The organism is Filibacter tadaridae, assembly GCF_900609045.1.
Taxonomy (GTDB): domain Bacteria; phylum Bacillota; class Bacilli; order Bacillales_A; family Planococcaceae; genus Sporosarcina; species Sporosarcina tadaridae.
Genome location: NZ_UXAV01000032.1, coordinates 20,140 through 47,113 on the forward strand (window position 1 = coordinate 20,140; position 26,974 = coordinate 47,113).

The 26,974-nt window shown below is 42.2% G+C and carries 26 protein-coding genes, 16 tRNA genes and 1 riboswitch; of the genes, 6 read left to right on the plus strand and 36 right to left on the minus strand.

Annotated features, from left to right (window positions below):
- Window positions 1-66: 66 nt before the first annotated feature.
- The 3 genes from lepB to FILTAD_RS06215 form a co-directional block, all read right to left on the minus strand.
- Window positions 67-594 (minus strand): signal peptidase I, encoded by a 528-nt coding sequence (gene lepB, locus FILTAD_RS06205; protein ID WP_124069649.1) that lies wholly within the window; start codon window positions 592-594, stop codon window positions 67-69.
- Window positions 595-778: 184 nt separating this feature from the next.
- Window positions 779-1,363, minus strand: a complete 585-nt coding sequence (locus tag FILTAD_RS06210; RefSeq protein WP_124069650.1) for a histidine phosphatase family protein — start codon at window positions 1,361-1,363, stop codon at window positions 779-781.
- A 20-nt stretch (window positions 1,364-1,383) separates the two neighbouring features.
- Entirely contained in the window at window positions 1,384-2,172 is a 789-nt protein-coding gene (locus tag FILTAD_RS06215) for an alpha/beta hydrolase (protein ID WP_124069651.1), read from the minus strand.
- A 117-nt stretch (window positions 2,173-2,289) separates the two neighbouring features.
- Here FILTAD_RS06215 and FILTAD_RS06220 point away from each other — a divergent pair, with 117 nt between their 5' ends.
- Complete coding sequence (locus tag FILTAD_RS06220; RefSeq protein ID WP_124069652.1) at window positions 2,290-2,802, plus strand: gamma carbonic anhydrase; 513 nt, start codon at window positions 2,290-2,292, stop codon at window positions 2,800-2,802.
- A 703-nt stretch (window positions 2,803-3,505) separates the two neighbouring features.
- Here FILTAD_RS06220 and FILTAD_RS06230 read toward each other — a convergent pair.
- The 6 genes from FILTAD_RS06230 to metK form a co-directional block, all read right to left on the minus strand.
- Window positions 3,506-4,258: a DUF3888 domain-containing protein gene (locus FILTAD_RS06230; protein WP_124069653.1), complete on the minus strand. Its 753-nt coding sequence runs from the start codon at window positions 4,256-4,258 to the stop codon at window positions 3,506-3,508.
- 222 nt (window positions 4,259-4,480) lie between these two features.
- On the minus strand, window positions 4,481-4,702 hold the full coding sequence (locus FILTAD_RS06235) for a DUF3953 domain-containing protein (protein ID WP_124069654.1): 222 nt from the start codon (window positions 4,700-4,702) through the stop codon (window positions 4,481-4,483).
- 154 nt (window positions 4,703-4,856) lie between these two features.
- Window positions 4,857-6,158, minus strand: coding sequence for a S41 family peptidase (locus FILTAD_RS06240; protein WP_124069655.1), 1,302 nt, complete (start codon window positions 6,156-6,158; stop codon window positions 4,857-4,859).
- 398 nt (window positions 6,159-6,556) lie between these two features.
- Window positions 6,557-7,261, minus strand: a complete 705-nt coding sequence (locus FILTAD_RS06245; protein WP_124069656.1) for a DUF5694 domain-containing protein — start codon at window positions 7,259-7,261, stop codon at window positions 6,557-6,559.
- Between the two features lie 655 nt (window positions 7,262-7,916).
- Window positions 7,917-8,171, minus strand: coding sequence for a hypothetical protein (locus FILTAD_RS06250; protein WP_124069657.1), 255 nt, complete (start codon window positions 8,169-8,171; stop codon window positions 7,917-7,919).
- Window positions 8,172-8,289: 118 nt separating this feature from the next.
- Window positions 8,290-9,489, minus strand: coding sequence for a methionine adenosyltransferase (metK, locus tag FILTAD_RS06255; RefSeq protein WP_124069658.1), 1,200 nt, complete (start codon window positions 9,487-9,489; stop codon window positions 8,290-8,292).
- Window positions 9,490-9,681: 192 nt separating this feature from the next.
- Window positions 9,682-9,799, minus strand: a riboswitch (SAM riboswitch).
- Window positions 9,800-9,982: 183 nt separating this feature from the next.
- Here metK and pckA point away from each other — a divergent pair.
- Window positions 9,983-11,569: a phosphoenolpyruvate carboxykinase (ATP) gene (gene pckA, locus FILTAD_RS06260; protein ID WP_124069659.1), complete on the plus strand. Its 1,587-nt coding sequence runs from the start codon at window positions 9,983-9,985 to the stop codon at window positions 11,567-11,569.
- A gap of 55 nt (window positions 11,570-11,624) precedes the next feature.
- On the opposite strand, the gene FILTAD_RS06265 is transcribed toward pckA, so the two are convergent.
- The 5 genes from FILTAD_RS06265 to FILTAD_RS06285 all read right to left on the minus strand — a co-directional run bounded on the left by FILTAD_RS06265 (window position 11,625) and on the right by FILTAD_RS06285 (window position 13,992).
- On the minus strand, window positions 11,625-12,410 hold the full coding sequence (locus tag FILTAD_RS06265; protein ID WP_124069660.1) for an alpha/beta hydrolase family protein: 786 nt from the start codon (window positions 12,408-12,410) through the stop codon (window positions 11,625-11,627).
- Window positions 12,400-12,861, minus strand: coding sequence for an NUDIX domain-containing protein (locus FILTAD_RS06270; protein ID WP_124069661.1), 462 nt, complete (start codon window positions 12,859-12,861; stop codon window positions 12,400-12,402). Before FILTAD_RS06270 ends, FILTAD_RS06265 begins: the two co-directional genes overlap by 11 nt.
- A 34-nt stretch (window positions 12,862-12,895) precedes the next feature.
- Window positions 12,896-13,204: a transposase gene (locus tag FILTAD_RS06275; RefSeq protein ID WP_238988169.1), complete on the minus strand. Its 309-nt coding sequence runs from the start codon at window positions 13,202-13,204 to the stop codon at window positions 12,896-12,898.
- 92 nt (window positions 13,205-13,296) lie between these two features.
- Entirely contained in the window at window positions 13,297-13,476 is a 180-nt protein-coding gene (locus FILTAD_RS06280; protein WP_124069663.1) for a YjfB family protein, read from the minus strand.
- A gap of 66 nt (window positions 13,477-13,542) precedes the next feature.
- Entirely contained in the window at window positions 13,543-13,992 is a 450-nt protein-coding gene (locus FILTAD_RS06285) for a Dps family protein (RefSeq protein WP_124069664.1), read from the minus strand.
- Between the two features lie 93 nt (window positions 13,993-14,085).
- Between FILTAD_RS06285 and yidD the strand changes: the two genes are divergently transcribed.
- The gene (yidD, locus tag FILTAD_RS06290) at window positions 14,086-14,313 is read left to right on the plus strand and encodes a membrane protein insertion efficiency factor YidD (protein WP_124069665.1); all 228 of its coding nucleotides are present in this window, start codon (window positions 14,086-14,088) and stop codon (window positions 14,311-14,313) included.
- Between the two features lie 162 nt (window positions 14,314-14,475).
- Window positions 14,476-15,426 carry a metal ABC transporter solute-binding protein, Zn/Mn family gene (locus FILTAD_RS06295; RefSeq protein WP_124069666.1) on the plus strand — a complete coding sequence of 317 codons (951 nt, stop codon included), beginning with the start codon at window positions 14,476-14,478 and terminating at the stop codon, window positions 15,424-15,426.
- A 42-nt stretch (window positions 15,427-15,468) separates the two neighbouring features.
- Here FILTAD_RS06295 and menC read toward each other — a convergent pair whose 3' ends face one another.
- The 6 genes from menC to FILTAD_RS06325 form a co-directional block, all read right to left on the minus strand.
- The gene (menC, locus tag FILTAD_RS06300) at window positions 15,469-16,578 is read right to left on the minus strand and encodes an o-succinylbenzoate synthase (RefSeq protein ID WP_124069667.1); all 1,110 of its coding nucleotides are present in this window, start codon (window positions 16,576-16,578) and stop codon (window positions 15,469-15,471) included.
- Complete coding sequence (locus FILTAD_RS06305; RefSeq protein WP_124069668.1) at window positions 16,560-18,005, minus strand: o-succinylbenzoate--CoA ligase; 1,446 nt, start codon at window positions 18,003-18,005, stop codon at window positions 16,560-16,562. Before FILTAD_RS06305 ends, menC begins: the two co-directional genes overlap by 19 nt.
- Window positions 18,006-18,067: 62 nt before the next feature.
- A complete protein-coding gene (gene menB / locus FILTAD_RS06310; RefSeq protein WP_124069669.1) occupies window positions 18,068-18,886 on the minus strand; it encodes a 1,4-dihydroxy-2-naphthoyl-CoA synthase in 819 nt (272 codons plus the stop codon).
- Window positions 18,887-18,897: 11 nt separating this feature from the next.
- Window positions 18,898-19,716 (minus strand): 2-succinyl-6-hydroxy-2,4-cyclohexadiene-1-carboxylate synthase, encoded by an 819-nt coding sequence (gene menH / locus FILTAD_RS06315; protein WP_203229667.1) that lies wholly within the window; start codon window positions 19,714-19,716, stop codon window positions 18,898-18,900.
- Between the two features lies 1 nt (window position 19,717).
- Window positions 19,718-21,430: a 2-succinyl-5-enolpyruvyl-6-hydroxy-3-cyclohexene-1-carboxylic-acid synthase gene (gene menD / locus FILTAD_RS06320; protein WP_124069671.1), complete on the minus strand. Its 1,713-nt coding sequence runs from the start codon at window positions 21,428-21,430 to the stop codon at window positions 19,718-19,720.
- Window positions 21,423-22,808: an isochorismate synthase gene (locus FILTAD_RS06325; RefSeq protein ID WP_124069672.1), complete on the minus strand. Its 1,386-nt coding sequence runs from the start codon at window positions 22,806-22,808 to the stop codon at window positions 21,423-21,425. The genes menD and FILTAD_RS06325 overlap by 8 nt, the downstream gene beginning before the upstream one ends.
- Window positions 22,809-22,975: 167 nt before the next feature.
- Here FILTAD_RS06325 and FILTAD_RS06330 point away from each other — a divergent pair, with 167 nt between their 5' ends.
- Window positions 22,976-23,887 (plus strand): 1,4-dihydroxy-2-naphthoate polyprenyltransferase, encoded by a 912-nt coding sequence (locus FILTAD_RS06330; protein ID WP_124069673.1) that lies wholly within the window; start codon window positions 22,976-22,978, stop codon window positions 23,885-23,887.
- 329 nt (window positions 23,888-24,216) lie between these two features.
- Window positions 24,217-24,957 carry a TraR/DksA C4-type zinc finger protein gene (locus FILTAD_RS06335; protein ID WP_124069674.1) on the plus strand — a complete coding sequence of 247 codons (741 nt, stop codon included), beginning with the start codon at window positions 24,217-24,219 and terminating at the stop codon, window positions 24,955-24,957.
- 539 nt (window positions 24,958-25,496) lie between these two features.
- Here FILTAD_RS06335 and FILTAD_RS06340 read toward each other — a convergent pair.
- The 16 genes from FILTAD_RS06340 to FILTAD_RS06415 all read right to left on the minus strand — a co-directional run bounded on the left by FILTAD_RS06340 (window position 25,497) and on the right by FILTAD_RS06415 (window position 26,950).
- Window positions 25,497-25,568: transfer RNA gene (locus tag FILTAD_RS06340), tRNA-Glu, on the minus strand.
- An 8-nt stretch (window positions 25,569-25,576) separates the two neighbouring features.
- Window positions 25,577-25,667 (minus strand) — tRNA-Ser (locus FILTAD_RS06345).
- 7 nt (window positions 25,668-25,674) lie between these two features.
- Window positions 25,675-25,749: transfer RNA gene (locus FILTAD_RS06350), tRNA-Asn, on the minus strand.
- A gap of 4 nt (window positions 25,750-25,753) precedes the next feature.
- Window positions 25,754-25,827 (minus strand) — tRNA-Ile (locus FILTAD_RS06355).
- 1 nt (window position 25,828) lies between these two features.
- Window positions 25,829-25,902, minus strand: a tRNA-Gly gene (locus tag FILTAD_RS06360).
- A 7-nt stretch (window positions 25,903-25,909) separates the two neighbouring features.
- Window positions 25,910-25,985: transfer RNA gene (locus FILTAD_RS06365), tRNA-Phe, on the minus strand.
- Window positions 25,986-26,006: 21 nt separating this feature from the next.
- Window positions 26,007-26,082 (minus strand) — tRNA-Asp (locus FILTAD_RS06370).
- 3 nt (window positions 26,083-26,085) lie between these two features.
- Window positions 26,086-26,160 (minus strand) — tRNA-Met (locus FILTAD_RS06375).
- Between the two features lie 46 nt (window positions 26,161-26,206).
- Window positions 26,207-26,299 (minus strand) — tRNA-Ser (locus FILTAD_RS06380).
- 18 nt (window positions 26,300-26,317) lie between these two features.
- Window positions 26,318-26,394: transfer RNA gene (locus tag FILTAD_RS06385), tRNA-Ile, on the minus strand.
- A gap of 7 nt (window positions 26,395-26,401) precedes the next feature.
- Window positions 26,402-26,475: transfer RNA gene (locus FILTAD_RS06390), tRNA-Met, on the minus strand.
- Between the two features lie 22 nt (window positions 26,476-26,497).
- Window positions 26,498-26,573 (minus strand) — tRNA-Ala (locus FILTAD_RS06395).
- A 6-nt stretch (window positions 26,574-26,579) separates the two neighbouring features.
- Window positions 26,580-26,656, minus strand: a tRNA-Pro gene (locus FILTAD_RS06400).
- 18 nt (window positions 26,657-26,674) lie between these two features.
- Window positions 26,675-26,751, minus strand: a tRNA-Arg gene (locus tag FILTAD_RS06405).
- Window positions 26,752-26,780: 29 nt separating this feature from the next.
- Window positions 26,781-26,869, minus strand: a tRNA-Leu gene (locus tag FILTAD_RS06410).
- A gap of 6 nt (window positions 26,870-26,875) precedes the next feature.
- A tRNA-Gly gene (locus FILTAD_RS06415) sits at window positions 26,876-26,950 on the minus strand.
- Between the last annotated feature and the right edge of the window lie 24 nt (window positions 26,951-26,974).

Consider the following 26,974-nt stretch of genomic DNA (forward strand, 5'->3'; position numbering starts at 1 on the left):
TGTTCAATATACGACTCTTATTCCAGTATATACCTATTTTCGTATTTGTTAATAATCCGTGGGCATTTACTTTGGAATGCCAATTTCAGTTAATGGATAATAACGGAATTCCACTTCTCCCACAATTGATTTTTCATCGATGCAGCCTATTATTCTGCTGTCTGTACTATTTCTGCGATTATCACCCAGTACATATAGCTGACCTTCCGGCACTTCCACTTCGAAATCAGTTGTCAATTTCTGATCTTGGAATATCTTTTCTTTATTTGCTTGAAGATAGGTTTCTTCATATTCTTCGCCATTAATGACGAGTTTATCATTTTTCATACTGATGACATCTCCAGGAAGACCGATTACACGCTTGATGAAATCATCTTTCGACCCGGGTGCATGGAATACAACCAAGTCAAAACGGTCAATTTTATTAATTTTAGAAATCACGATTTTATTGGCATTTTCAAATGTAGGCTCCATGGATTGCCCGGAAACAACCACCGGTGTAAATAAAAATTGACGGATAATAATTGCGACAACAAATGCAACTGTAAGTGCCTTCACCCATGAAATAAGCTCTCTTTTGCTACTTTCTCTCATTCATATTAACCCCCGTCCGATTTGTATTACCGTTATTTTATCATACTTTTTCAAAACTCCTGTAAAACGGTTCATGGATTGTAATGTATTCCTAGGTATAGACAGTTAATACCTGAAAAAGTTCCTCTTGTAATCTTTCAATTAAAAAAATGCCCTTTTACAGGCACCCTTTTACTTCTATTTTTCAGCTTATCGTTTGCAAATGACTTATACAATTAAATAAGTGACATTGGTTTCGGTCTTCCTGAAGTTCAATAATCGTGACGGATGTGTTTTCCAAGTCCATGCTGAAATCAGCAATCGGAACGAGTTCTTTAATCAGCCGTCCGATAAATCCGCCATGACTTACGACGAGTACTCGTTTCCCCGGATAGGCTTCTTTCATTTCTTCAATGAATCCCATCCCACGTGAAATAATGTCTTCATTCGGTTCGAAGCCCATCTCTAGCTTCCTCCAGGCATATCCCCACTTTGCAACACGTTCGTTTTCCGTTGTTCCTTCTATTAATCCGCCTCCGCTTTCTCGCAGACGTTTGTCTTCCACCAACTTGATGTCCGTTTTTTTCTCAGCAATGATTTCAGCCGTCCTTTTTGCACGTAGAAGAGGGCTCGTATAAATGACATCCCATTGTTCATCCGCCAACCGTCTTGCAACACGCTCGGCCATTTCAATTCCTTCGTCATCAAGCGGAATATCCGAACTACCTTGCGCCCTGCCTTCCTTATTCCACGCAGTGACACCGTGCCTTACAAATCCAAATGTCGTCAACTAGTACACCCCTTCTGTTTTCACACTACATATCCAAGTGACCTTAACACATTATTCATAAATGACTCTGTATATAAATAAACTTCTTCCCGTTCGGGTTCCTGGAAAACATCATGATATAACCGTTTCCATTCTTTATACTGGAATTCAGTAAGTCCTTGCTGGATAAGCCATTTCCTCGCGTGAGTTCCTTCTGTTATCTTATCGTCTCCTGCCTGGTGCAGGAGTATCGGCACATCGTGTATCTTTCCCTCGTGATTGTTCACCGCTTTCATAACGGCTTGTAATTCCTTAGACCAGTTTGCAGTGGTCACAGTATTATAATTCCCGTCCTGCTGTGCTTCTGCGTATAGTTCATCATTTCTTGTCAATAGTTCTATATGGATTTCGTGATCTACTTTCATGGATGATGTCAATTTTGTCAGTACACTTGAATACTTGGGCGGCTGATGCTGTAAGGCAAGCCACGGAGAACTGAAGATGAAGCCTGCACATTCGATTTTTTCAGCTTGTAAAAGGTGCATGACGAGCGTTGCACCAAATCCGTGACCGATTACGAATAGCGGTAAATTATCACTAAGACCGACAGAGACTAATTTCTTTATGTATTTTTTGTAGGCCTCAAACGATTCATCGTGAATCTTACCTGCAGCATCTTCGCCATGTCCCGGTAAATCCCCCGTCACAACATGAAAACTATCACTTCGGAGTTTTTGAATAAGCCATGCATATCGGTTATGATGTTCGTACGCGCTATGAACAATCGCAACAACCGCTTTAGGCTGTCCTTCCGCTTCCCATTTCCACATAGACATCTCCCCCTCTTTTATCATTCATTGTTCATCTAGACATAGCGTTAATGTTCTTTAAAAACTATATCTTTGTTAAGATAATTATACACTAGACTAAGAAAAGAGGAGAACACCATGATTTACCCCTTCAAAGATAAAAGCCCTGCTATCGATTCATCCGTCTATATTGCAGATTATACTACGATTAGCGGAGACGTAACAATCGGTCCAGAGTCATCAATTTGGTTTAATACGGTAATCCGCGGCGACGTTTCACCCACCATCATCGGTCGAAAGGTGAACATTCAGGACCTTTGCTGCTTGCATCAAAGTCCCCAATTCCCGCTTATCCTTGAAGACGAGGTGACAATTGGCCATCAAGTAACCTTACATAGTTGTACAGTTAAAAAAGGCGCACTTGTCGGTATGGGATCGATTATTTTAGATGGTGCCGAAATCGGTGAAGGCGCATTCGTAGGAGCCGGTAGCCTTGTACCGCCAGGCAAAAAAATCCCCCCAAACACGCTGGCATTCGGCTCCCCCGCAAAAGTCATCCGGGAATTAACTGATGACGACCGCGAAGACATGGAAAGAATCGTTAGGGAATATGCAGAAAAAGGTCAGTTTTATAAGTCTATACAGAAATAAAAGAAGAGCTTCCAGCTACTAGCCCGTTCGGTTCAACGGTACAAAACATAAAGCGAAACTTCAATCAGTGAGGGTTTTCCTCATCCCCCACTGATTGTTTACGGAACTTAGGCTAAGAACGCCACGTCCTGTGGCAATGCCTAAGTAACCAACATCCTGTTGGCCCGAGCCATTCGGGCTTTTACGGGCAGTTGATCCCCCACTTATTCTTCTTGTTTCCTCGATGACTTGAAGTTGGGGGTCTTACTGCCCGTTAATGCGGGATACATTAAATCACGAAATAGACCGCTAATTCGCATACAGAATAGCGGTCTTTTAAATAACTTTATATCAACGTTTATAGGCAAGTGGAGCCCATATTACCAGATCAATTAATAGATGAATAAATTGACTGACAGAAATTATTGCAAGATGAATTTTTCTTGTTAAAAATAATGCTATTTATGCGGTTACTTTACTTGATGTTGTAGTGAAATATGTGTTGAAAACAAATAAAAAAGGACCAGTTAAGGTCCCTTGATACTATTAGGATTTCTCTTCCTTCCTCCATCAAAATGAAAGCGGAATACCCACCTCTCGCTTTCATTTAAATATCGGTTTAATCAATCGAAGTCAGCCCCATTTTCAATCAAAAAAGCGGTCGTTAATAGAACAACTAGGAGTCGTTAGTTTGTTGAACCCGTTATAGGTTCGAAATTTAAAATTACATGTACCAAAGTAAATCATTTTTCATTTTCTTCCCTTGTTTACTTTCCCTCTTTACGACCGCCCATTTTCCATTTGACTTAGACACTTGAATTACTATGTTTGTTCCATCTGCCTTTTTAAAGAGAATGTAACCTTGGTTTTCCTTAAGAAAGGTAACTGGATCTATAACATTTTTATACGGAGGTTTTATTTCGGGGTTTAATTCATTGACTATAATATCAGTTACAATATCCGATAGAGATTTGTATTCCTTTTGTTTTTCTGATTTATACAGGAGTTGATTATAGTTAATCTTTTCAAAGGAATTTAAATTCAACTTAAATGTCTGCGCTATATCCGAAATAGCCTCGTCGTAAAACTTAGCTATTTTCCTTTCTTCTTCATCTCCCTCGTGGATGAATTGAATGACCTTGACCTTGTCTATGTCCACTTCAAATAGTATCGTTTCTTTACCGTAAGGGGGGTTATGGGCTGCCTCAAAAGTATTAACTTGGACTTTTACTTTAAACTTGAACCCCCCTTCGTCCTTCCTCGTGATACCAATAATTTTTGTATCGTACAAACCATACGATTTATGGTAGCCATAATAATTCTCTACTGCTTCTGATATGTGCGGATCCAATAAAGTAATCACTGTGTCGATCAGTAATTTATTATTTAATTTATTTTGTTTGGCATTAGTGACATTTGACTGGATAAGAATAATGAACAAGCAAATTGAAAGTACAAACCACAATTTCTTTTTCATATGCACCCACCTAAAGCTATTTAGGTTTAGGGTTCCCTTTACTTTTAAAAAAATACACCACTTTTAGTTGAACAATCACACTTATTATTTTCGGCAATAATTCGACGACTAGTGTATTTTTGTACTTAAAATTAATAACAATTGTCCACTAGATCCGCAACTTATTAATTAACAAGGGCGCGATTGCGGTAAATGTTTGTACAGCAAACGTGCCTTATTGCCTTACAAGATATAAATCGCAACGAACAAAACAAATGCAGATACAAGAAAATAATTAAAAGCATCTGCTTTTCGTTTCCGAAATTCAGTAATTCCCATCACAATAAACATTAGCCCCATTGATAGCAACATATAAGGTATGATTGTTCCGATATTCCCTGTTACCAAGCCATAACCTGATAATGCAATTGCCGTAATCGTTAAAATGATTCTTAGTATTTTCATTTGCCATCACTCCAATTATCAATGACCCGTTTGCGATATAGACACAATCACAACCGGTACTTTAAGTGTAAGGTTTTACAACAAACGTTCTCCTTGATTGAATAGTGTCATTCACCCATTAAATAATTAAAGGGTATATACGTTCTTTTAACAATTACACCTCCAAAGTATTAAGCTCCACCTGTACCATTTCCAATGCATATAATAGATCCAAATCTTTTTGAATATGTTCCGGAGTCCAAGGTATATAATGATGAGGTTGAATACCTTTCCCGTGTAAAGGGTCGTTTAAGGTCTTTTGTACAATTCTTGATACTGGATAATAAAGTGAGAACATATTGTCCCAGCCTTTAATTACTAAGTCACTGTAATCATTCACACCCATTGTTGACCGTCCAATTACAGTTACCTTTGAAGACTCCATACATGTCTCTACAAAGTATTCAGCGGCACTGGCACAATGACTATCGGACATCACAATTACTTTTCTTGGCAAATCAGTTCCTTCAACCTCAAATACTTCTTCCTCCAATAAGTTCGAGAAATCAAAAGCCACAAAACCTTGACCACGATACGTTTCAAATTGCTCCTCAGCAAAATCAAGAACACTTAGCGTCCCTTCGTCACTTATATTCTTTCTTGCATTGCTGCAAAGTTGAATAAATAGATCTGAATTTCGATTAGTACAATTAAACTCTCTTAATTTGACTGCCGAACTCGGACGTTCACCGTATGGGAAGATATAGTGTAATAATGAAGAAACGGCTTGCCCATTTCCACCGCTATTTTTTCGTACATCAATGATTAGATTTGTACATGATTTAAGTTCCTCTTCATGTTTTTGAACGAAGTCTAAAATGGCTTCCACATCTGCAAAACTAGGCAAAGTCATCAATAAAGTTTTTTCATTTATTGCTTTTAATAAGGGTTCTTTCTTTTGAGGGGCTGGTTCATAATTCTTTAAATCAAATTCAATAGGTTGTTGTCCGTTTTCATTTTCTATTTTAATAAATGATGATTGATTAAAGATATTAGACCAATCCTCACGCTCTGCATTTGTTTCTCTCAGTAAATATTGTTTTGAAGCAAATAACTGTTCGATTGTTTGATTATCTATGGAGATGATTTTTGATCCCTTGGGAAATCGATTCTCTTCATAGGTTTCTGTAACGTAGAGGGTATCATTATATCTTCTAGTTCGAAAACCACGAGTGCTCTTTTTTACGTTTTCAGATCCCTCTAAAAGAAAATACATATGGCGATCTTGAAAACTAATCAGATAATCATTAACTATTTCTGTGAATTTCTGAGGTGTTAGTTCCTGCTCCCCTTCTAATCTTTCTATTTTCTTAAGGTGAAATTCAGGATCATCCCAGCCTTGCTTTTCATCCCATCCAGCGTAATCATGATGCGTAATATCAAGTATTTCCTTAAATACTTCAGAATAACTAGTCATAGACGCACACCAATCCTTTTCCCATTAGATTTTAAAACTCATTTCAGGTACATCAGCATCTTGAATTTCAATCCATCTGTCCCTACCCTTACTAAACAAAATGGCCTGATTAAGCAAAAATGGGCACAATGCTTATACCGCAAAAGCGCCCGATTGGTGAACAGTGTGAAACCGTTGATTTGCGTTTCAGCCGGACGCTTTCCTGGGGGCGTGCGGTGAGCCTTCTCGGTCCGCTTCGCTCCCCTGCGGGGTCTCCCTGTCACGCTGCTCCCCAAGGAGTCGCCGGCTTACACTCCAATCAACTAAGAATCTGCTTCTTAATTCTAAACCTCAAACAGTACTCTCTTATGCCGTTAAAGCGCCCGATTCTTGAATATCCGTCTAAAAAAAATACTTTTCTACGACAGATAACTAAGAGGTTGGACGACCTCACAAACTTCACTTTCTTCAATAAACTTTGTAACAATAGAAGAGTGCGATCCACCTACAATGAATAAAATACGTTCTTCTTCAGAATCAATAAGACGGGTCAAATTGGCAAACATTATAAGATTCCTTTTATACCACCAACTTAGCCAGTTCATACCAACGTAATTATTAATATCACCAATGCGTGCGATATTCACATACATTTTATGTAACTTGTTAACTAAGGTGGGAGTGTTTAATTCTTTGTAGTATTCTATTACACTTTTGTCCTCCGACAATACAGGGAATTCTAGCCCCTCGTATATTTCATTTAAAAGTTCTGGTTGATTTTCCTTTGCCCAACTCTCAACTTCCCCATAACCCATATCCGAATCGCCCATCCAATCAGTCGGATAAATCTGTTCATGCTCCAACTGTAAACCTAACCGAAAACCTACTTGAAATATTTCATTCATTTGTAGTTGGTATGTACCCAATTTATATTGATTATATTTCCCGTTATAATATTCACTATCCTTGGGTACCATTTCAACTGCAATCTTTGTCGGTTTGAACTTCTCTAATTTAGATACCAATTCCTCAATTTCAATCTGCCTTCCCTCAGAATCTAACCCCTCGTGTTCAGACATATGAAAGGTTCCAAGTACAAGAACTTTTGCCTTTTCTTGTTTCAATGTAAATCCCCCTTTTTAAATACTCCGTCTTTTCAGCTTAAATTTAAAACATGGTCACTACCAATCTTAATAATCATTCTGCGCGAATTCATCTTTTACAATCCGGCCCAATTGTTGAAGATTCTAACTTATTCCCTCTAATTTTATTATAGCAGAGTTATCTTATTAATCCCTTAATCCTTGATAATTTGATTTCAAGCCTTGGAACCTTGTAGAGTCAACGAAAATAGCACCGCGGTTACGGTGCCATTTAATGTTTAAATCGTAACAAAACCAGTGCCTGAAGTATCGTTAAATTCTCTTGTTAGTTGTAGCATTCTTTTGTTTTTTGAAACCGATCAACTCAAAGGGTTTTTCCACATACACGGAAGCTCTTTTTTCTAACGACCCACACAATACAACTAACTTATCACTGGCTCGGGCTTTTATTACCAACTCAAGCTAGGTTATCACCGCCTTGAGGCACTTTATCACCGATTCAAACTAGGTTATCACCGCCTTGAGAATTTATCACCGACTCAACCTGGGTTATCACCGCCTTGAGGCACTTTATCACCGACTCAAGCTAGGTTATCACCGCCATGAGAATTTATCACCGACCCAACCCGGGTTATCACCGCCATGAAGCACTTTATCACCGACTCAACCTGGGTTATCACCGTCTAGCCCTATTCGCCACCGCTTTCTTTCTCCCATCAAAAATTGTTTTCCCAGTCAACGTTACAATGAATGCGGCGAACACAAGCTTCACCCATATTGACCAATCCTCCCCTATCAACATGAAAAGAACCGCCAACATCAACGCTATGTACGAGTGTGTCATATAAGACTTTTTCGAACGGATATCAATAATGAAGAAGAATAGAAAGAGTGAAAAAAATAAATACTTAAGTATATCGAAAATATCCATTACTGAAAAGTCCCCCTTTGTCACGTGGCTCAACGCTGCCAGTAGCATACCATATAATTGATAACAAAAAGCGCAGAAAAAAGGATTAAATCCCTCTCTCTGCGCCATACTATCTTACTTATTCCTGTGCAGCCAGAGCTTTCAATGCCGCCGCTCTATCTGTCTGTTCCCATGGCAATTCAATATCGGTACGACCGAAATGTCCATAAGCTGCCGTTTGTTTATAAATCGGACGACGTAGATCCAGCATTTTGATGATGCCTGCAGGACGTAAGTCGAACAATCCACGAACAAGTTCAACCAGCTTACTTTCCGATATTGTGCCTGTTCCAGCAGTATCGACGGAAATCGAAACTGGTTGTGCGACGCCAATTGCATAGGCAAGCTGTACTTCACAGCGGTCCGCGAGCCCGGAAGCGACAATATTTTTCGCAACATAACGTGCAGCATATGAAGCGGAGCGATCCACTTTTGTTGCGTCTTTTCCGGAAAATGCGCCGCCGCCATGACGCGCATAACCACCGTATGTGTCGACAATGATTTTACGTCCTGTAAGGCCTGCATCCCCTTGAGGTCCACCAATGACGAAACGACCTGTAGGGTTAATGAAGTATTTCGTGTTTTCATCAATTAGTTCAACCGGTACTACGGGATTAATGACAAATTCTTTTACATCATGTTGGATTTGTTCCAATGCGATATCCGGATGATGTTGTGTAGAGATAACAATTGTGTCAATACGAACCGGTTTATTGTTTTCATCATATTCTACTGTCACTTGCGTTTTTCCATCCGGGCGTAAATAAGAAATGAGTTCTTCTTTGCGTACTTGGGCAAGTCTGCGTGAAAGCTTATGAGCCAAACTGATTGGAAGTGGCATCAGTTCCGGTGTTTCATTGCACGCATAGCCGAACATCAATCCTTGGTCACCCGCTCCGATTGCTTCGAGTTCGTCGTCTGTCATTGAACCTTCGCGTGCTTCCAAGGCTTGGTCAACACCCATGGCGATATCAGCGGATTGTTCATCGATAGCGGTAAGGACTGCAGACGTTTCCCAATCAAAGCCGTATTTTGCACGCGTATACCCAATGCCCTTAACTGTTTCACGGACCACTTTCGGGATATCGACGTACGTACTAGTCGTAATTTCACCCGCAACGAGAACAAGTCCCGTCGTAATAGTTGTTTCACATGCCACCCGTGCATTCGGATCTTCTTCCAAAATTGCATCTAGAATTGCATCCGAAATCTGATCGCACATCTTGTCTGGATGTCCCTCTGTTACTGATTCGGATGTAAATAATCGACGATTTGCCATTCTATTTCCTCCTTCTATCCTACGAGATCTATACGGTACTCATAAGTCCCATGTTAAGTCCATCCCAGATAGGGAGTGGACCTCAAGCCGTTTCGAGCTATACACACGAGGGATAAAGGGCTAAACAATCTAAAAAGCCCTTCGCTCACGTCATTAACATGAGGAAAGGCATGATTTTACAGGCACCTTTCACTCTTATCGTCCAAGGAATTCAACCTTGCTCCAGGTTGGCACCTTCGCGCAGACAAGGTCGTCTTTGCAGGTTGCCGGGTTTCATAGGGCCTGTCCCTCCACCAGCTCGGGATAAGAGTATCCGTACAACTATAAATGTACGAAAAATGTCGACACATGTCAATTTTTTTCTCCTTAATCCGCTTCAAAAGACTTGAGATTTTGCTCTGTATGGATTATTATTCTTAATGTGTTATACTAATTAAGCAATGTGATGTTACCCAATTATATGGGATTATACGCAAAGGACGGTACATAAACTATGATTTCTACGAAAATAGGCGACGAACTTAAAAATCTTCTTTCCGGCGAGAATGTAAACAATCAACTATCAGTGCCACAACTTGTTGAAAAAGCTACATCACGTGGAGAAGCTAAACTTAGCGCAGATGGGGCAGTTGTAGCCCAAACAGGTAAATATACAGGCCGCTCTCCTAAGGATAAGTACATCGTCGAGGAAGCGTCTTCCAAAGACAAAATCGATTGGGGCAGTGTGAATCGCCCGATTTCTTCCGAAATTTTCGACTCGCTCTATACTAAAATGCTTAAGCATTTAAAAATAAAAGATGAATTATTCGTTTTCAAAGGATTTGCGGGTGCAGATCCAGCTTCACGCCTTTCCATTCAAGTTGTAAATGAATATGCTTGGCATAACTTATTTGTTCACCAACTATTCATCCGCCCGACAATGGATGAATTGAAAGCATTCAATGCCAACTTCACGATTCTTTCAGCACCTTCATTCAAGGCTGATCCCGCTGTCGATGGCACGAGTTCAGAGACATTCATCATTGTTTCCATGGAAAAACGTATCATTTTGATTGGCGGAACAGAATATGCTGGAGAAATGAAAAAGTCCATCTTCTCCATTATGAACTATCTACTCCCAGAAAACGGTATCCTTCCTATGCATTGTTCCGCAAACGTAGGTGAAGAGGGAGATGTCGCTTTATTCTTCGGCCTATCAGGTACAGGAAAAACAACTCTTTCCGCTGATGCACATCGCAAACTTATTGGGGACGATGAACACGGTTGGTCAGATAACGGCGTCTTTAACATCGAAGGCGGTTGCTACGCGAAATGCGTCAATTTATCACAAGAAAAAGAACCGGAAATCTTCGGTGCAATCAGTTTCGGTTCAGTTCTCGAAAACGTTGTCATCGATCCGGATACTCGCATTCCTGACTATGATGATGTTTCACTAACTGAAAACACGCGTGCTGCTTATCCGATTCACAATATCGAAAATATCGTTACACCTTCCGTTGCAGGCCATCCAAAGACAGTTATTTTCTTGACTGCCGATGCATTCGGTGTACTGCCTCCAATCTCTAGATTGACGAAAGAACAAGCGATGTACCACTTCTTAAGCGGTTTCACATCGAAACTTGCTGGAACAGAGCGCGGTATCACATCACCTGAAGCTACATTCTCAACTTGTTTCGGTTCACCATTCCTTCCACTTCCAGCAACGGTTTATGCTGAAATGTTGGGTGCTAAAATTGAAGAGCACGATGCTCAAGTCTTCCTTGTGAATACAGGTTGGACTGGTGGCTCGTATGGTGTCGGCAAGCGAATGAACCTAAAATATACACGTGCTATGGTGCGCGAAGCACTTGCAGGTAATTTAAACGACGTTGAAACTGAAATGAATGACGTATTCGGTCTTGAAATGCCTACAGCAATCAACGGCGTTCCAACTGAAGTGTTAAACCCGCGTAATGCATGGGCTGACGGCGCTGCTTACGATTTAAAAGCAAAAGAACTTGCAGATCTATTTCGTGAGAATTTCAAAAAGTTCGGTACAGTTTCTGAAGATATCAAGCTTAAAGGCGGACCTATCGCTTAACGAACAACTATCTAAAAGGCTTGCACATTTACTTGTGCAAGCCTTTTTTCTTCGTTTATTGCCTTCTCATCCAATCACTTACATCGCGAACGAGTTGGCGATTTGCTGCTGGCGGAATATGATGTGTGTAATCCGGGAAAAACCACGTTTCGTACTGTTTGCCATGTTCTCGTAATGTGTCTTCAAGTAAAATCGCTTGTTCAAACGAAACATTGTCATCCTTCATACCATGTATAATGAGTACGGTTGCATTAATTTCATTCACACGAAAAAGGGCGGTTCGATCACGGTACTCGTCAGGCATATTATTCGGGGACCCGCCTATTACGCGTTTCATCATCCTTCTCAAATCTTTTCGTTCCTTATAGGTGAAAATCACATCTGAAATTCCTGACCACGTTACAACTGTAGTGATATCCTCTCGCAAAATGGCTGTCCAAAGTGCCATGATGCCTCCTCGCGAGAAGGCGAATAAATGAATTCGTTCCTTTTTCACCTGTCTATTCTGTTTTAATACATCAACTGCATTTACGGCATCCTGTCTGTCGGATCCCGCAAACTCGTCCAAGCCTTCGCCGCCCCTATTGCCTCTGTAGTATGGGGCGAAAACAACGAACCCATGAGACGCAAATTGTGCAATGCGCGCGGGACGTACCATGCCCACATGTTGAATACCACCTCTTAAATAGATGATCCCCTCATAATTCCCTTCAGCCATCGGTTCTGCCAGTAGTCCCTTCACTTTCAAGCCATCCGACCAATAGGTGATCTCCTCAAGTCGGATATGCGGATTTGGCGAAGGATATGCACGTCTACTCTCAATCGTACCATCACTTTTCATGCTCGGTCACCCACTTTCGGATAGCGGCCATCCCTGCATCTTTCATATGAAAGCTCAGCGTGTTGCAGTGATTCAACTCGTCATCCGTCATCCACACGATACCTTCCGTCTCACGCTTCTCAAACTGACTGTCCATCCCTAAAACTCTACCCGTGAACACCGCCTTACAAAACGGCACCGTATCGTGGACTACGTACTCAGCAATCTTCCGAACAGCTGTTAGTGTGACGCCTGTTTCTTCTATCGTTTCACGTATTGCAGCTTCTTCAAGCGTTTCTGCGTCTTCGACTTTTCCTCCAGGAAACTCGATTCCCCTTAAAGAATGGCGTGTTAAAAGCCACTTGTCATCCTTCTTCAACACAACAAGAACATGTCGTGCAGGTATTGTAAAATCTGAATGACCGAAAGAAAGGTCAACTTCTAAACCATTTAAATCCTTGAATGAAATCATCCCAAACCCTACCTTTCACCCAAGTGTATCGAACTCATCTGAAGTATGGAAGCTTCTCGATAAACCGTTTCGATTGATTATCCGTGAACTCATGAATAAGTGCGTACACTTTCATCGTGCGTATATCTATATCATGATTATCCTTATCATAATGATAAGGCACGTAAGGAAGATGTGACCGAAGAAAATTACGGAATTCCAGTCTGTCCATTTCTTTAAATAAATGATGAAAAATCGGTACATACTCGCGCGTGACAGAGACTTCATATTCCCACGGCGAGTCATCCGGATGATGGTACACTTGCTGATTCAATACGGAAACATACATTCTAAACTTTTCCATGCTTAACACGTCCTTTTTCTTGTTAGCATGCCGCAAATAATATAAAACATGCATCCCCTTATGGTAAGTAGGGAATGCATGTTTTAAAAAGACTAGGCCTTTACATCCACTGAAGCGCCTTTATGGGGATGAGGTGCCGACTGGTCAGGTAGGCTTTTCAGCATATCTACAGCGGTAACCGTATTCATGGTAATAGACTTGCTCAAAACACTTAACTGAACTGTCGATTGCAGACTTCTGAGGTTGCCCGCCATTATTGAGGTCATATCCATACTAATAGCCTCCCTTCACTGTCTTACTATCGGCAATTCATGTACATTCTAAATAGGAAAAGGGCATTACTTGTTATCTTCTCCGAGAAATGCATTAAGCATCCATTGGTGTTTTTCAATACTTTGATAGGTTGCATTCAAAATGTCTTCCGTCATATCATCGCCATCTTTCGCGGCCAAATCCATTCCTTTTTTCAGTGATTTCATAATCATATTAAAATCATTTACAACCGCCTTCACCATTTCATCTTCCTTCTCTTTTCCGGTCGCTTCTTTCACAACCGATTGTTCTAGATGTTCTTTTAACGTCGCAACTGGATTTCCGCCCAACGTCAAAATACGTTCAGCAATTTCGTCCATATGTAGCGTTGCTTCATTGTATAATTCTTCAAACTTGGCGTGTAATGTAAAGAAGTGATGCCCTTTGATATACCAATGATAATTGTGTAATTTCGTATACATGACCGACCAAGTAGAAACCTGTGTATTCATTTCTTTAATAAGATCTGCTGACATAGTGAAATCTCTCCTTTTATATAAATCGTCTCTCTGTTAAATTACCACCAAACGCAATACAATAAACATTAGCGATTGAAAAGGAGTTTTAGCATGAGGAAAGTTCTAATGACATTCATTAAATTATATCAAAAAATAATTTCACCTATATTGCCACCTTCCTGCCGGTTTTACCCGACTTGTTCTCATTACGGACTTGAGGCGATTGAAAAACACGGTGCATTAAAAGGTTCGTGGCTTGCGGTTCGCCGAATTTCGAAATGCCATCCATTTCACGAGGGTGGATTTGACCCGGTGCCAGAAAAGGAATTGAAAAAGTGAAGCGTGACAACGGCCTGGTAGAAATACCGGCCATTTTTATATGGAAAAATTTTGTGTGCTATATTGAATCCAGTTGCAAAAGTAATACCTCTGTTGTATAATATAAAAGCCAGTTTGTCAAATCGTAATCATTACTATTTAGGAGAAGGAGAATTTATATAAATGAATAAGAAGTTTTTAGTACTCACTTTATTTTTTATACTTATACTGTTAACAGCATGTTCCAATAAAGAAAAAGAACCCAACAAATCAGACGCTGATAAAAGCATGGCCATTTACACGACCGTTTACCCATTACAATATTTCACAGAACGTATCGGCGGAGATTTTGTCGATGTGAAATCAATCTATCCGCCGGGTTCAGATGAACATACATTTGATCCTACGCAAAAAGCAATGATGGATCTTGCCGATTCGGATTTGTTTTTCTATATCGGTCTTGGACTGGAAGGATTTGTTGAAAACGCAGAAAAAACAATGAAAAATGAACATGTAAAAATGATTCCTACTGCAGAAGCAATCCCTGAAGAACAACTTGTAGATGGACATAACCACGAACACGCTGAAGAAGGACATGACCATGGTGGACTAGATCCACATGTATGGATTTCTCCGACACTAAGTATAGAACTTGCCACATCCATTAAAGAAACACTTATCAAAGAAGCTCCCGAAATGAAAGACGAATTCGAGAAAAACTTTGAGCAGTTAAAGGTTGAACTAACCGAACTAGACAGCAAATTTCAAACTATGGCTACAAATGCACCAAGCAAAACGTTTTTCGTTTCCCATGCCGCATTCGGCTACCTAGCAAAATCCTATGGCTTGGAACAAGTGGCAATCGCAGGCATGAACTCACAAAGTGAACCTTCACAAAAACAATTAGCACAAATCGTTGAAGACGCGAAAGATGAACATATACAGTACATTTTGTTCGAGCAAAACGTATCATCGAAATTGACAGATGTTGTACGTAAAGAAATCGGTGCGGAATCATTGATGCTTCACAATCTTGGCATACTGACGAATGAGGACATAAAAAACAAAGAAACTTACTTTACACTTATGGAACAAAACATGAAAACTCTTGAAAAGGCGCTTAGCGTTAAATAAGGCAAAAAGGGTTGTCCTCTTAATTAGGGACAACCCTTTTTACTATGCGGTATGTGTTGCAATCAAATACTTCTTCAAGATTTCATGGTTCAAGTCCACTCCAATGCCAGGCCGCTCAGAAATACTTACTTCCCCACCACTGACTCTGATACACGGTTCAACAGGATCTTCATTCCAAAAGTGGGTCGAAGCACTGAAATCTCCTGGCAATGTCACGCCTGGTAACGTCGCGATAGCTAGGTTATGCGCCTTTGAAATACCGAATTCAATCATGCCGCCCATCCAGATCGGAATTCCATGCTGTAAACAGTATGCGTGAATATGAAGCGCTTCTGTTAATCCACCCACTCTTCCGGGTTTTAAAACAACGATATCGCCTGCCTTTTTCTGAATCATATTTTCCACATCAGAGAATGTTCGAATGCTTTCATCCAAGGCAATCGGTGTACTCATCTGTCTAACCGCTTCAGCATGGCGATCCCACTCATCTTCGCCAAATGGTTGCTCAATCAAAGCAAGACCCAGATTGTCATATGCGAGAAGTTCAGTCAACGTCTTGTTGCTGAATGCTCCATTTGCATCTGCAAAGAACAGCAGTTGCGGGAACTGTTTGATGACTGTCGCAATCACTTCCGCATCCGTTCCCGATCCAATCTTTATTTTCACACGACTATATCCAATACGGTAGGCATCTTCCGTTTTCCGTATAAGTTCTTCAGTATCAGTCCACGTTACGACGACACCCGCATCGACTTCTCGGCGAACACCGCCAATTAGACGATGAAGGGGCATTCCCTGCTTTTTGGCAAATAAATCCCAAGCAGCCTGATCGAGCGCCGCTTTCGCCATTCGATTGCCTTTTACATGTGAAAACAAATGACCCACATCTGTTGGATGATTGATCCCCTTTCCTGCTATCGATGGAACCAGCCAATTAATGAGCGCGTCCCAACATGTTTGTACGGTTTCCTCGGTATACCAAGGAGATGAAAATGCTACACATTCCCCAAGACCACTAACACCCTCTGTATCAACCATCTCAATGAAAATACTTTCCCTTTCGGTAACTGTCTGTAGATGAGTGGAGAAGGGACTCTTTAACGGCACTGTAAGGCGATGAAGGCGTATTTCCCTTATTCGGAATCCACCCATAGCTTCAACTCCCTGCGCAGTAACTTATTGGATGCGTTACGCGGTAATTCATCCACGAATCGGAACTTCTTCGGCATCTTGTAGCGGGCTAGCCTGCCCTCACAATGCGCTGCCAACTCCTCCTCCGTTACCCCGTCGGATGCGACAACGAATGCAATGGGAACACTGCCCCAATCAGGATGTTCCTGTCCACATACACCCGCATCCCGAATACCCGGATGCGCAAACAGGACGTTTTCAATTTCAGCAGGATAAATATTCTCCCCGCCTGAAATAATAAGATCCGACCGTCGATCCACTATATATAAATAACCTTCCTCATCGAGATAACCGATGTCACCTGTAGGAAGCCAGCCGTCAACAAGTGGCGTCTTATCAGAAAAACGACCGATATATCCGGGAGTAACATGAGGACCGCGTATATAGACCTCTCCTTTGTCACCTGAATTCTGTATACCATTGATTTTGATATGATTGAAAAATAATGGTTTACCTGCAGAACCCATTTTTCTTAATGCGTCTGCCGCAGAAAGTGTAGCTGTTTGTGAACTGGTTTCTGTCATACCGTACGTTTGCAGTATCGGAATTTGTAGCTCGGTCGCCCTTTTCAGATAATCAATCGGCACAGGCCCACCGCCTGCAAGCATTGTCTTAAAAGTTGTATGTGCGATTGCATCCCTTTTCTCCAACTCTTGCATGACTTTATCCAATGTATGTGAAACGACAGACATTCTCGTCACTGTGCCTTTTTGAATCTCGTCTGCTACGAGTGATGCGTCAAACTTTTCATATAGACGAACTTCCATTCCATACAAAACGGAACGCACAAGAATCGAAAATCCGCTAATATGAAATAAGGGCATCGTACAAAGCCAGACATCATTCTCGTCGAGTCCCAAGTTCAGGACAGATGAAAGAGCACTGGACACATGATTTCCAGCTGTCTGACGCACACCTTTCGGAAATCCGGTCGTTCCGGAAGTGTACATGATTGTGATGGTTCGGTCAGCCTGCCAACTATCTTGTATGTCGAACGGTACGACTTCACTCTTATTAATCGAAGAAAACGGTAGAATACGCACGTTCGTTCCTTTAATACGCTTATTCAACTCATCCGATACCAAAAGTGCAGATGCATCTGAGTCATCCAATTGATACTTAAGTTCTTCATTTGTTAAGCGGCTATTTAACATTACAATTTCAAGATCTGCAAGCATACAAGCATGGATGATAAACACCATTTCAGCCGTGGATGGGCCGAGTAATGCAATACGGTCCCCTTGCCTAAAACCGTTTGCCCGCAGTTTCTGTGCACGTGTCACTGCTTGTTCTTTAAATTGCGCAAATGTCCATGTCTCATTTTTAAATGACAGTGCGATTTTATTTGGCGTTAAATAGGCCCGCTGAATAAGCCAATTAGGAATCATTTTTTCACCTTCCTCTTTAGAAAAAGCTGCCCGGTTAGCGGCAGCTTTTTCTAAATAATTTATTAAGGGAACCGTGGGAATTGACCGAAGTCCGGTTTGCGTTTTTCTTTGAATGCATCGCGTCCTTCTTTAGCTTCATCCGTTGTATAGTAAAGAAGTGTTGCATCCCCAGCCATTTGTTGAAGACCAGCAAGGCCATCCGTATCTGCGTTCATGGCTGCTTTTATGAAACGAAGTGAAGTTGGGCTCATTGAAAGCATTTCCTCACACCATTGCACGGTTTCGTCTTCCAATTGCTCATATGGAACAACTGTATTGACTAGGCCCATGTCAAGCGCTTCTTGTGCATCGTATTGACGGCATAAGAACCAAATTTCACGCGCTTTTTTATGACCGATAATACGAGCTAAATAACCAGAGCCATATCCTGCATCGAATGAGCCGACTTTTGGTCCTGTTTGTCCAAATCTCGCATTATCCGCAGCGATTGTTAAATCACAAACAACGTGTAGAACATGTCCACCACCAATTGCGTAACCTGATACCATGGCAACAACCGGTTTAGGAATTACACGGATCAACCGTTGTAAATCCAAAACGTTTAAGCGAGGGATTTCATCATCTCCGACATAACCACCATGTCCGCGGACCGTTTGATCTCCACCTGAACAAAATGCTTTTTCGCCTTCTCCTGCTAATACAATTACTCCAACGCTTGAATCATCGCGAGCGCGAGAAAAAGCATCGATCATTTCTGTAACCGTTTTCGGACGGAATGCGTTGCGCACTTCTGGACGGTTGATTGTCACTTTTGCAATGCCGCCAAACTTTTCATACTTGATATCTTCATATGTACGTAATGTTTCCCATTGACGTGTCATACTGTCCCTCCTCATTTTTTCCAACTTAAAATATGTTCCTCTACCATTGTAGCAAATAAATGCGGTTTTTCCACGTGAATTGCATGCCCCGCATTTTCGACGGTTATATGTCGAACGATTGGGAAATGCTGCTTCATTTCCCGGGCAATATTTTTGAATTTCATGTCGAGTTCTCCCGTTATTAGAAGAACTGGATGTAAAACTGTCTCTACCCTATTCCAATAGGATGGTTGACTGCCCGTACCGATGCCGATCAAACTATTGGAAAGGCCCGTTACACTTTGCTGCAGACGCTCTTTCCGAATCGCTCTTCGAGTTGTTTCGGGTAAAGTCTTTTGGGATTGAAAAAGCGCTAATTCCTCCCAGAAGTCCACAAACGAATGTAAACCTTCTTCTCTTATTCTTGCCGCCAAGCGGGAATCAGATTCTCTTCGTACTGTTTGTTCCTCTTTTGTCTGTAAACCCGGCGAGGAACTTTCAAGCACTAACTGTAAAACCCGTTGTGGATAATTAACTGTGTAGCCAAGCGCTACACGACCGCCCATTGAATAACCGATGAGTGTAAAATGCGTCAGACCAAGCTCTTTGAATGTTTGCTCCAAGTCCTGTACCTGCTCTTCCATCGAATAGCGACTCGCATGTTCAGGTACCGCTGAGTCTCCATGCCCAAGTAAATCGATTGCGACTGTACGGAATTTATTTCCGAGTGAACTCGACACTGTGCTCCAGGTAGCCGTACTTCCTGTAAACCCATGCAAGAAAACAATGACAGGCAAATACTCATCACCGTTTATTTCCACGTGAATGTCAATGCCGCGAACATGGATCATTTTATTCAATCTGATCAAGGCTTTCCGTGATTTGAGCCCATAAGTTTCGATGCGCTTTCACATTCACTTGGCGATCCGTAAACACTTCAATGATTCGTATCGGCTTATTCTTCTCTCTTCCAAGCTCTTCCGAAAACTGATTCGGCGTATTCACTTTAGCGTATTGCGCATCATACATTGCTGCGATATGTTCGAATGTTAAACCAGTCGGTGTACCAAAAAGCTGTTCAAAGTGAAGATTCGTTTGTGCTTGAGACAAATGCGAAAAGATTCCACCACCATCATTATTCATGATGATTATAGTTAAATCCGTCTTATGGAAACGGGAAACGATGAATCCATTGATATCATGTAAAAACGACAAATCCCCGATAAGAAGCCAAGTCGGTCGTTTGCGAGCAAACTGAATACCGAATGCTGTCGATACAACACCATCTATTCCATTTGCTCCGCGATTTGCAAATATCGTGACATTTCTACCCGTCTTTCTGAAAAATGTATCCACATCCCGAATCGGCATGCTACTACCACTCACTAAGTCGCCACCATCCTGAAGATGTTCAAATAGCAGTTTCGCAAAGATACCTTCACCCCCTACATCCCCGGTATATGTATCCATAATGGTGGATGCACGATCATTTGCTGCGCACCATTGTTGCGTATACGAAGATAAAGGCTTCTGGACATTCAGAGAAAGAACAGCCTCCACTGGCGCTTGAACATGATGCGTAACGACACCGATTGAATCCCGGAATTCCGGCGATTCATCCACAGCAATCATTGTTTGCGGACATACTTTCATTAAAAATAATGTTAGCGGTTTTGAAACCGGCTGCGCTCCGAAACGAATTACCGTCTGTGGATGTATCTTATTTGCGAACTGTTCACTTTTCAGAATTGCATCATACTGATCGATGCAAAGAGACGAGCAACTGTCTGGTACCTCGGAACGAAGATTTGATAACGGGTCACATAATACCGGCCAATTAAGTGCCTTTGCGAATTTCCAAAATGCCTCCTTATTTAAACCAACGGGCATTTCTCCTGCAATAATAAATCCATTACCAGCATCACTCAGTAAATCTGTAATAAGTTGTGCGGTAGAATGATTGAGAGTGGATACTGCAGTGAACCGTTTGATAAACGTTGTTGTAGGAGTCGCTTTATCAAAGTCAATAAGGAGCGGCTCCCGGAATGGGACATTCAAGTGAACAGGCCCGTTTGGAGCAGTCGTTGCAACGGACAATGCACGACTTACTTGGCGATCAATAAAGTTAGCAAACGTGGCAGTTCCTTCAGCCAATGGTAAATCGACGCTGTATTTAACATGGTTTCCATACATCCGAATTTGATCAATCGCTTGCGGTGCACCGACTTCTCTTAATTCATGCGGTCGATCTGCCGTAATGACAACAAGCGGGATGCGCGCATATCGGGCCTCCGTAATAGCAGGGTGATAGTTCGACGCCGCCGTTCCCGACGTGCAGAGAAGAGCTACAGGCTCACCAGATGCCTTCGCTAGGCCCAATGCAAAGAATGCTGCAGAACGTTCATCCGTTTGCATATAAACGTCAAGCTTTTCGGTTGAGGCAAATGCATAGGCTAGTGGTGTTGAACGGGATCCGGGACTGACGACGGCGGCTTTTACTCCCGCATTCATCAAAGTAGCTGTAAATCGTCGGACATAGTCTGTTAAAACGGCTTGATCATCCATTCATTTTCCCTCCAAGAGCCCGCATAACCGGTCTGAATTTAACCCATGTCTCATCATATTCTTTTTCAGGCTCGGAATCTGCAACAATTCCCCCACCTGCATACAAATAGGCATGACTACCTTTTAGTAGTGCTGAACGGATTGCAACAGCAAATTCTCCGTTACCCGCAGTGTCTGTCCAGCCAATTGGAGCCGCATAATAGCCACGATCCATTTGCTCTTGCTCACGTATCATGTCCATGGATACATCTGTCGGAACACCACCAAGTGCCGGTGTTGGGTGCAATGCTTCAACCAAACTGAAAATGTCAGTTTTTTGTTCAACATTTCCTTCCAGCGGCGTGAACAGATGTTGAATATCACGAATCTTCATTAGCTTTGGTTTCTTAGGAATTGATATATCCGTACAGAATTTGCTGAATACCTGGGAAATCATATTGACGACGTATTGATGTTCTTCCCGATTCTTACGATCATCCATAAGTTCCTTGCCTAATTTACGATCATCCATTGCAGACTTACCCCGTTTGATAGATCCTGCAACACAGGAAGAGTATGCCCGTCCATTTGAGATTTCTATCAAGCGTTCCGGTGTCGCCCCAAAAAATAATTGGCCATTTTTCTCGAGGCCAAAGTGATAACTTTCTTGCTGTTCATTTGAAATATGATGAAGTGCAGTAACTGTCGGAACTTCTTCTTCAAAGTTCAGCTTAATGGAGCGTGCAATGACAACTTTTTTTGCGTCCCCGTCTTTAATCTTCTCGGTTACGTGTTGTACTGCATCCAAATACTGTTCTTTTTTTCGTTCTTCTATTGAAACGACTTCAGGTTTAGCCAACAATTCGAATTCATCTACTTGTGCAATGTGGATAAGTCTATCCCGTTCTTCTCGTAGCTTTTCAAATTCATCTACAGCTCCACCATTTTTTGTAATTAGATTAATGGCTATAGTTGTATTGCCATTTTTTATAGTTAATTGAAATGATGGAACAACGAAATGAGCGGATGGAAATGCATCCCACTCGGAGTCTTTTCGACTTTGTGGATCAAACGAAAACCCGCCGAAAAGTACCGGTTCCATATCCTTTTCTTCCTTGATGAGTGCAGCCCGTAATATATCCCATTCTTTGGAGATATGTTCAAAACGTTCCTTACCGCTTTCACTTTCCAATATAGTGGCATGTCCAAGCCCAACTAGTGTCAATGTTTTATCCGCATTTTGCCAATAAAAACGTTCGTCTATATAACAAGAATTCCCCGCTTCAAAAAAGGCAAGTGGAGAAATTCGACCTGCATCGATTGTTTCCGTAAAAAAACGCAAATCACTTTTATTGATTTCCACTTGGTTGTCGTGGCTAGCGGTCAACTTCCGGTTCATCTTTTTCCCTCCGTACATTCATTCAACAGTTTATATGCGCTTATATCCTTACTCCATCATACAGAAATTTTGTCGTTTCGGCACTAAATATGCTACTGCCATGTTCAGTTACGCCGTTTTGGAGTACAATGGATACGGTCAATCAAAATGATAGGGAGCGAACAATTTTGCAACAAACAATAAAAGCAGATACAGGCTGGCGCATTTGGTGGCAACTAACACGTCCACATACGCTTACCGCGGCTTTTGCACCTGTATTCCTTGGTACAATGATTGCGTTAATTTACGGAAACATTCATTTTCCATTATTCATCGCCATGCTTGTCGCGAGTATACTTATACAGATGGCAACGAACATGTTCAACGAATACTACGACTTCAGACTCGGTTTGGACACCGAAAACTCTGTAGGCATTGGCGGTACGATTGTACGCAATGGTATCAAACCGAAAACCGTATTGAATCTTGCATTTCTGTTGTATGGTGTTTCCGTTCTTATCGGTATATACATATGCATGGAAACCTCTTGGATATTGGCGCTCGTCGGTGTAATTGCTATGATGGTGGGCTTCTTCTATACAGGTGGACCGTATCCGATTGCTTACACACCATTTGGAGAATTGTTTTCAGGTGTAGTCATGGGGATGTTACTTGTGCTTATCGCTTTCTATATTCAAACTGGTACAGTGACGACGGAAGCCATTCTACTTTCTATTCCCAGTATGTTACTTGTGGCAGGAATAATGATGGCAAACAACATCCGCGACTTAGAAGGTGACAAGGAAGGAGGGAGAAAGACACTCGCAATATTGGTCGGTCGCCCTAATGCAATCACAATTCTTATGTCTTTTTTCATCATTTCTTATACATGGGTCATTGCCTTAATTCTCTTTGGACATTTGACGCCATGGGCACTTGTCGTTTTGCTTAGTGTGCCTAAACCAATTACAGCAATTTCGGAATTCCGGCAAAACCAAACGCCGATACACGTCATGCCCGCAATGAAAAATACGGCCCTCACAAATACACTATTCGTACTGCTACTCGGCGTCGGTATATTAGTTGGCCATTTAGTATGATTTGAAATTGACGGCTAAATGAACTTAATTTACGTCATTAAAACTTAAATGTAGATATGTTGAATTAATGATACTATTTAATCTCCAGCGAGAGGCATCCCCAAGCGCCTAGCGTTGTTAAGAGGATTGTTTATGTCAACATATGTAGTTATCACTTATAAAAAACGGGAAATACTGATTAAGTTCAGTGTTCCCCGTTTTTTCTTGATGTTTAACTAGCAAGTCCAAAAGGGAACTAAAGAACAAATGGGTAGTATTCAGTCCATTTGTTTATGAAGTAAGTGATGAATGAGCATACTGTTGTTATTACCTAAAAGGACGTGACGAATGTGTTAAACGATAAACAGAAAGCAACACTTAAAAAAGAATTACTGGAAATGGAAAAACAACTTACAAAAACAGAAGAAGAAACCGATGTTAAAAATAGTGCCCAAGATAGCGTAGGCGAATTATCAATGTATGACAACCACCCTGCTGACATGGGCACAGCGTTATTTGAAAGGGAGAAAGACGCAGCACTTAATGTGCATGCGGGCTCTGAGCTAGAAAAAGTCGAAGATGCCTTAAAAGCACTCCAAGATGGCTCATATGGCAAGTGCGAAGTATGCCAGAAAGAAATACCATTTGAACGGCTTGAAGCTGTTCCATACACGACCCTCTGTATGGAACATGCGACGGAACAGGAAATCCCTAGCGATCGTCCCGTGGAAGAGGATATCCTCATAATGGCAGAACCCAATTCATTTGCAGATAGACGGGACGGAGCTTTTCGTGATGGTGAAGACAGTTTCCAGGCAATTGCCCAATCAGGTACCTCCGAAACTCCCTCCGACTTCACAGGAGACCGCGATACCTATGATTCATTATATGATACTGAAATAGATAGCGGCGCAACCGAAGAGGTTGAGGAATTTGCAGGTGCAGACATCACTGGAAAACCTAGTGGAGTTATCGATTCTGATGCATCTGACCAATATGAATCAGAGCTGGACGCAGAAGAATTAGAATCCCCGATTGGTGATATACCATACCAAGAAAAGGATAGCTATGTGGATGATGAAAAGAAGTAAATAAAGAAGATGGAACACCATGAGACCCATCTGTCTTATGGTGTTTATTTTTGGTTTGTTGTTTTGTGGATTGGATGGTTGCTTGCATGTCAGTTCGGGTCAGCCATTACAGTTTTCCGATTTGCCATGACAGTTTTGGCTGGCGTCCTTACAGTTTCTTGATTTGCCATGACAGTTCGGGCGGGCCATTACAGTTTCGTGGATTGCCATGACAGTTCCGGCTAGCGTCCTTACAGTTTCCCGATTTGCCATGACAGTTCGGGCGGGCCATTACAGTTTCGTGGATTACCATGACAGTTCCGGCACGCCCTTAAAGTTTCGTGGATTGCCATGACAGTTCCGGCGGGCCATTACAGTTTCGTGGATTGCCATGACAGTTTTGGCTGGCGTCCTTACAGTTTTCCGATTTGCCATGACAGTTCGGGCACGCCCTTAAAGTTTAGTCTCTTAAACAATCTTCCCAAGACCATAGCAAGACTTTCACAAATGAAAAAAAACATCAACTTCCGTGAAAAAACGGAGTTGATGCTTTTTATGTATGACCCCTACGGGATTCGAACCCGTGATACCGCCGTGAAAGGGCGGTGTCTTAACCGCTTGACCAAGGGGCCATTAATTATGGCGGAGAAGGAGGGATTCGAACCCTCGCACCGCTTTCGCGATCTACACCCTTAGCAGGGGCGCCTCTTGAGCCGCTTGAGTACTTCCCCATAAAAATGGCTCCGCAGGTAGGAGTCGAACCTACGACCGATCGGTTAACAGCCGATTGCTCTACCTCTGAGCTACTGCGGAATAGTGGGCCTAAGTGGACTCGAACCACCGACCTCACGCTTATCAGGCGTGCGCTCTAACCAGCTGAGCTATAGGCCCTTGGAGCGGGTGAAGGGAATCGAACCCTCATCATCAGCTTGGAAGGCTGAGGTTTTACCACTAAACTACACCCGCAAGGAAATGGTGGCTCAGGACGGAATCGAACCGCCGACACAAGGATTTTCAGTCCTTTGCTCTACCGACTGAGCTACTGAGCCACAATATGTATTGATAAAAAATGGCGGTCCCGACCGGGATCGAACCGGCGATCTCCTGCGTGACAGGCAGGCATGTTAACCGCTACACCACGGGACCATTTGGTTGCGGGGGCAGGATTTGAACCTGCGACCTTCGGGTTATGAGCCCGACGAGATACCACTTCTCCACCCCGCGATAATATTATAAGTAATGCATTTCACAATTCATCATTGATTAAAAATGGAGGAGGAAGAGGGATTCGAACCCCCGCGGGATTTGACTCCCCTGTCGGTTTTCAAGACCGATCCCTTCAGCCAGGCTTGGGTATTCCTCCGTATATTTATAATAATGATGGTGGACCTTGCAGGACTCGAACCTGCGACCGGACGGTTATGAGCCGTCTGCTCTAACCAACTGAGCTAAAGGTCCTTAAAGATGGCGGCAGAGGGGATCGAACCCCCGACCTCACGGGTATGAACCGTACGCTCTAGCCAGCTGAGCTACGCCGCCAGGATCTTCATATTAAAAATGTTGGTGGAGCCTAGCGGGATCGAACCGCTGACCTCCTGCGTGCAAGGCAGGCGCTCTCCCAGCTGAGCTAAGGCCCCATAAGTTGGTCGGGAAGACAGGATTCGAACCTGCGACCCCTTGGTCCCAAACCAAGTGCTCTACCAAGCTGAGCTACTTCCCGGAAACATATTAAAAGTAATGGTGCGCCCGGCAGAAGTCGAATCCACAACCTCCTGATCCGTAGTCAGGTGCTCTATCCAATTGAGCTACGAGCGCATATAATAAGATGAATATTTTTTTGATATTGGTGCCGAGAACCGGAATCGAACCGGTACGGTAGTCACCTACCGCAGGATTTTAAGTCCTGTGCGTCTGCCAGTTCCGCCACCCCGGCAATACATGGAGCGGAAGACGGGATTCGAACCCGCGACCCCGACCTTGGCAAGGTCGTATTCTACCACTGAACTACTTCCGCATTATAAGTGCGGGTAAAGGGAGT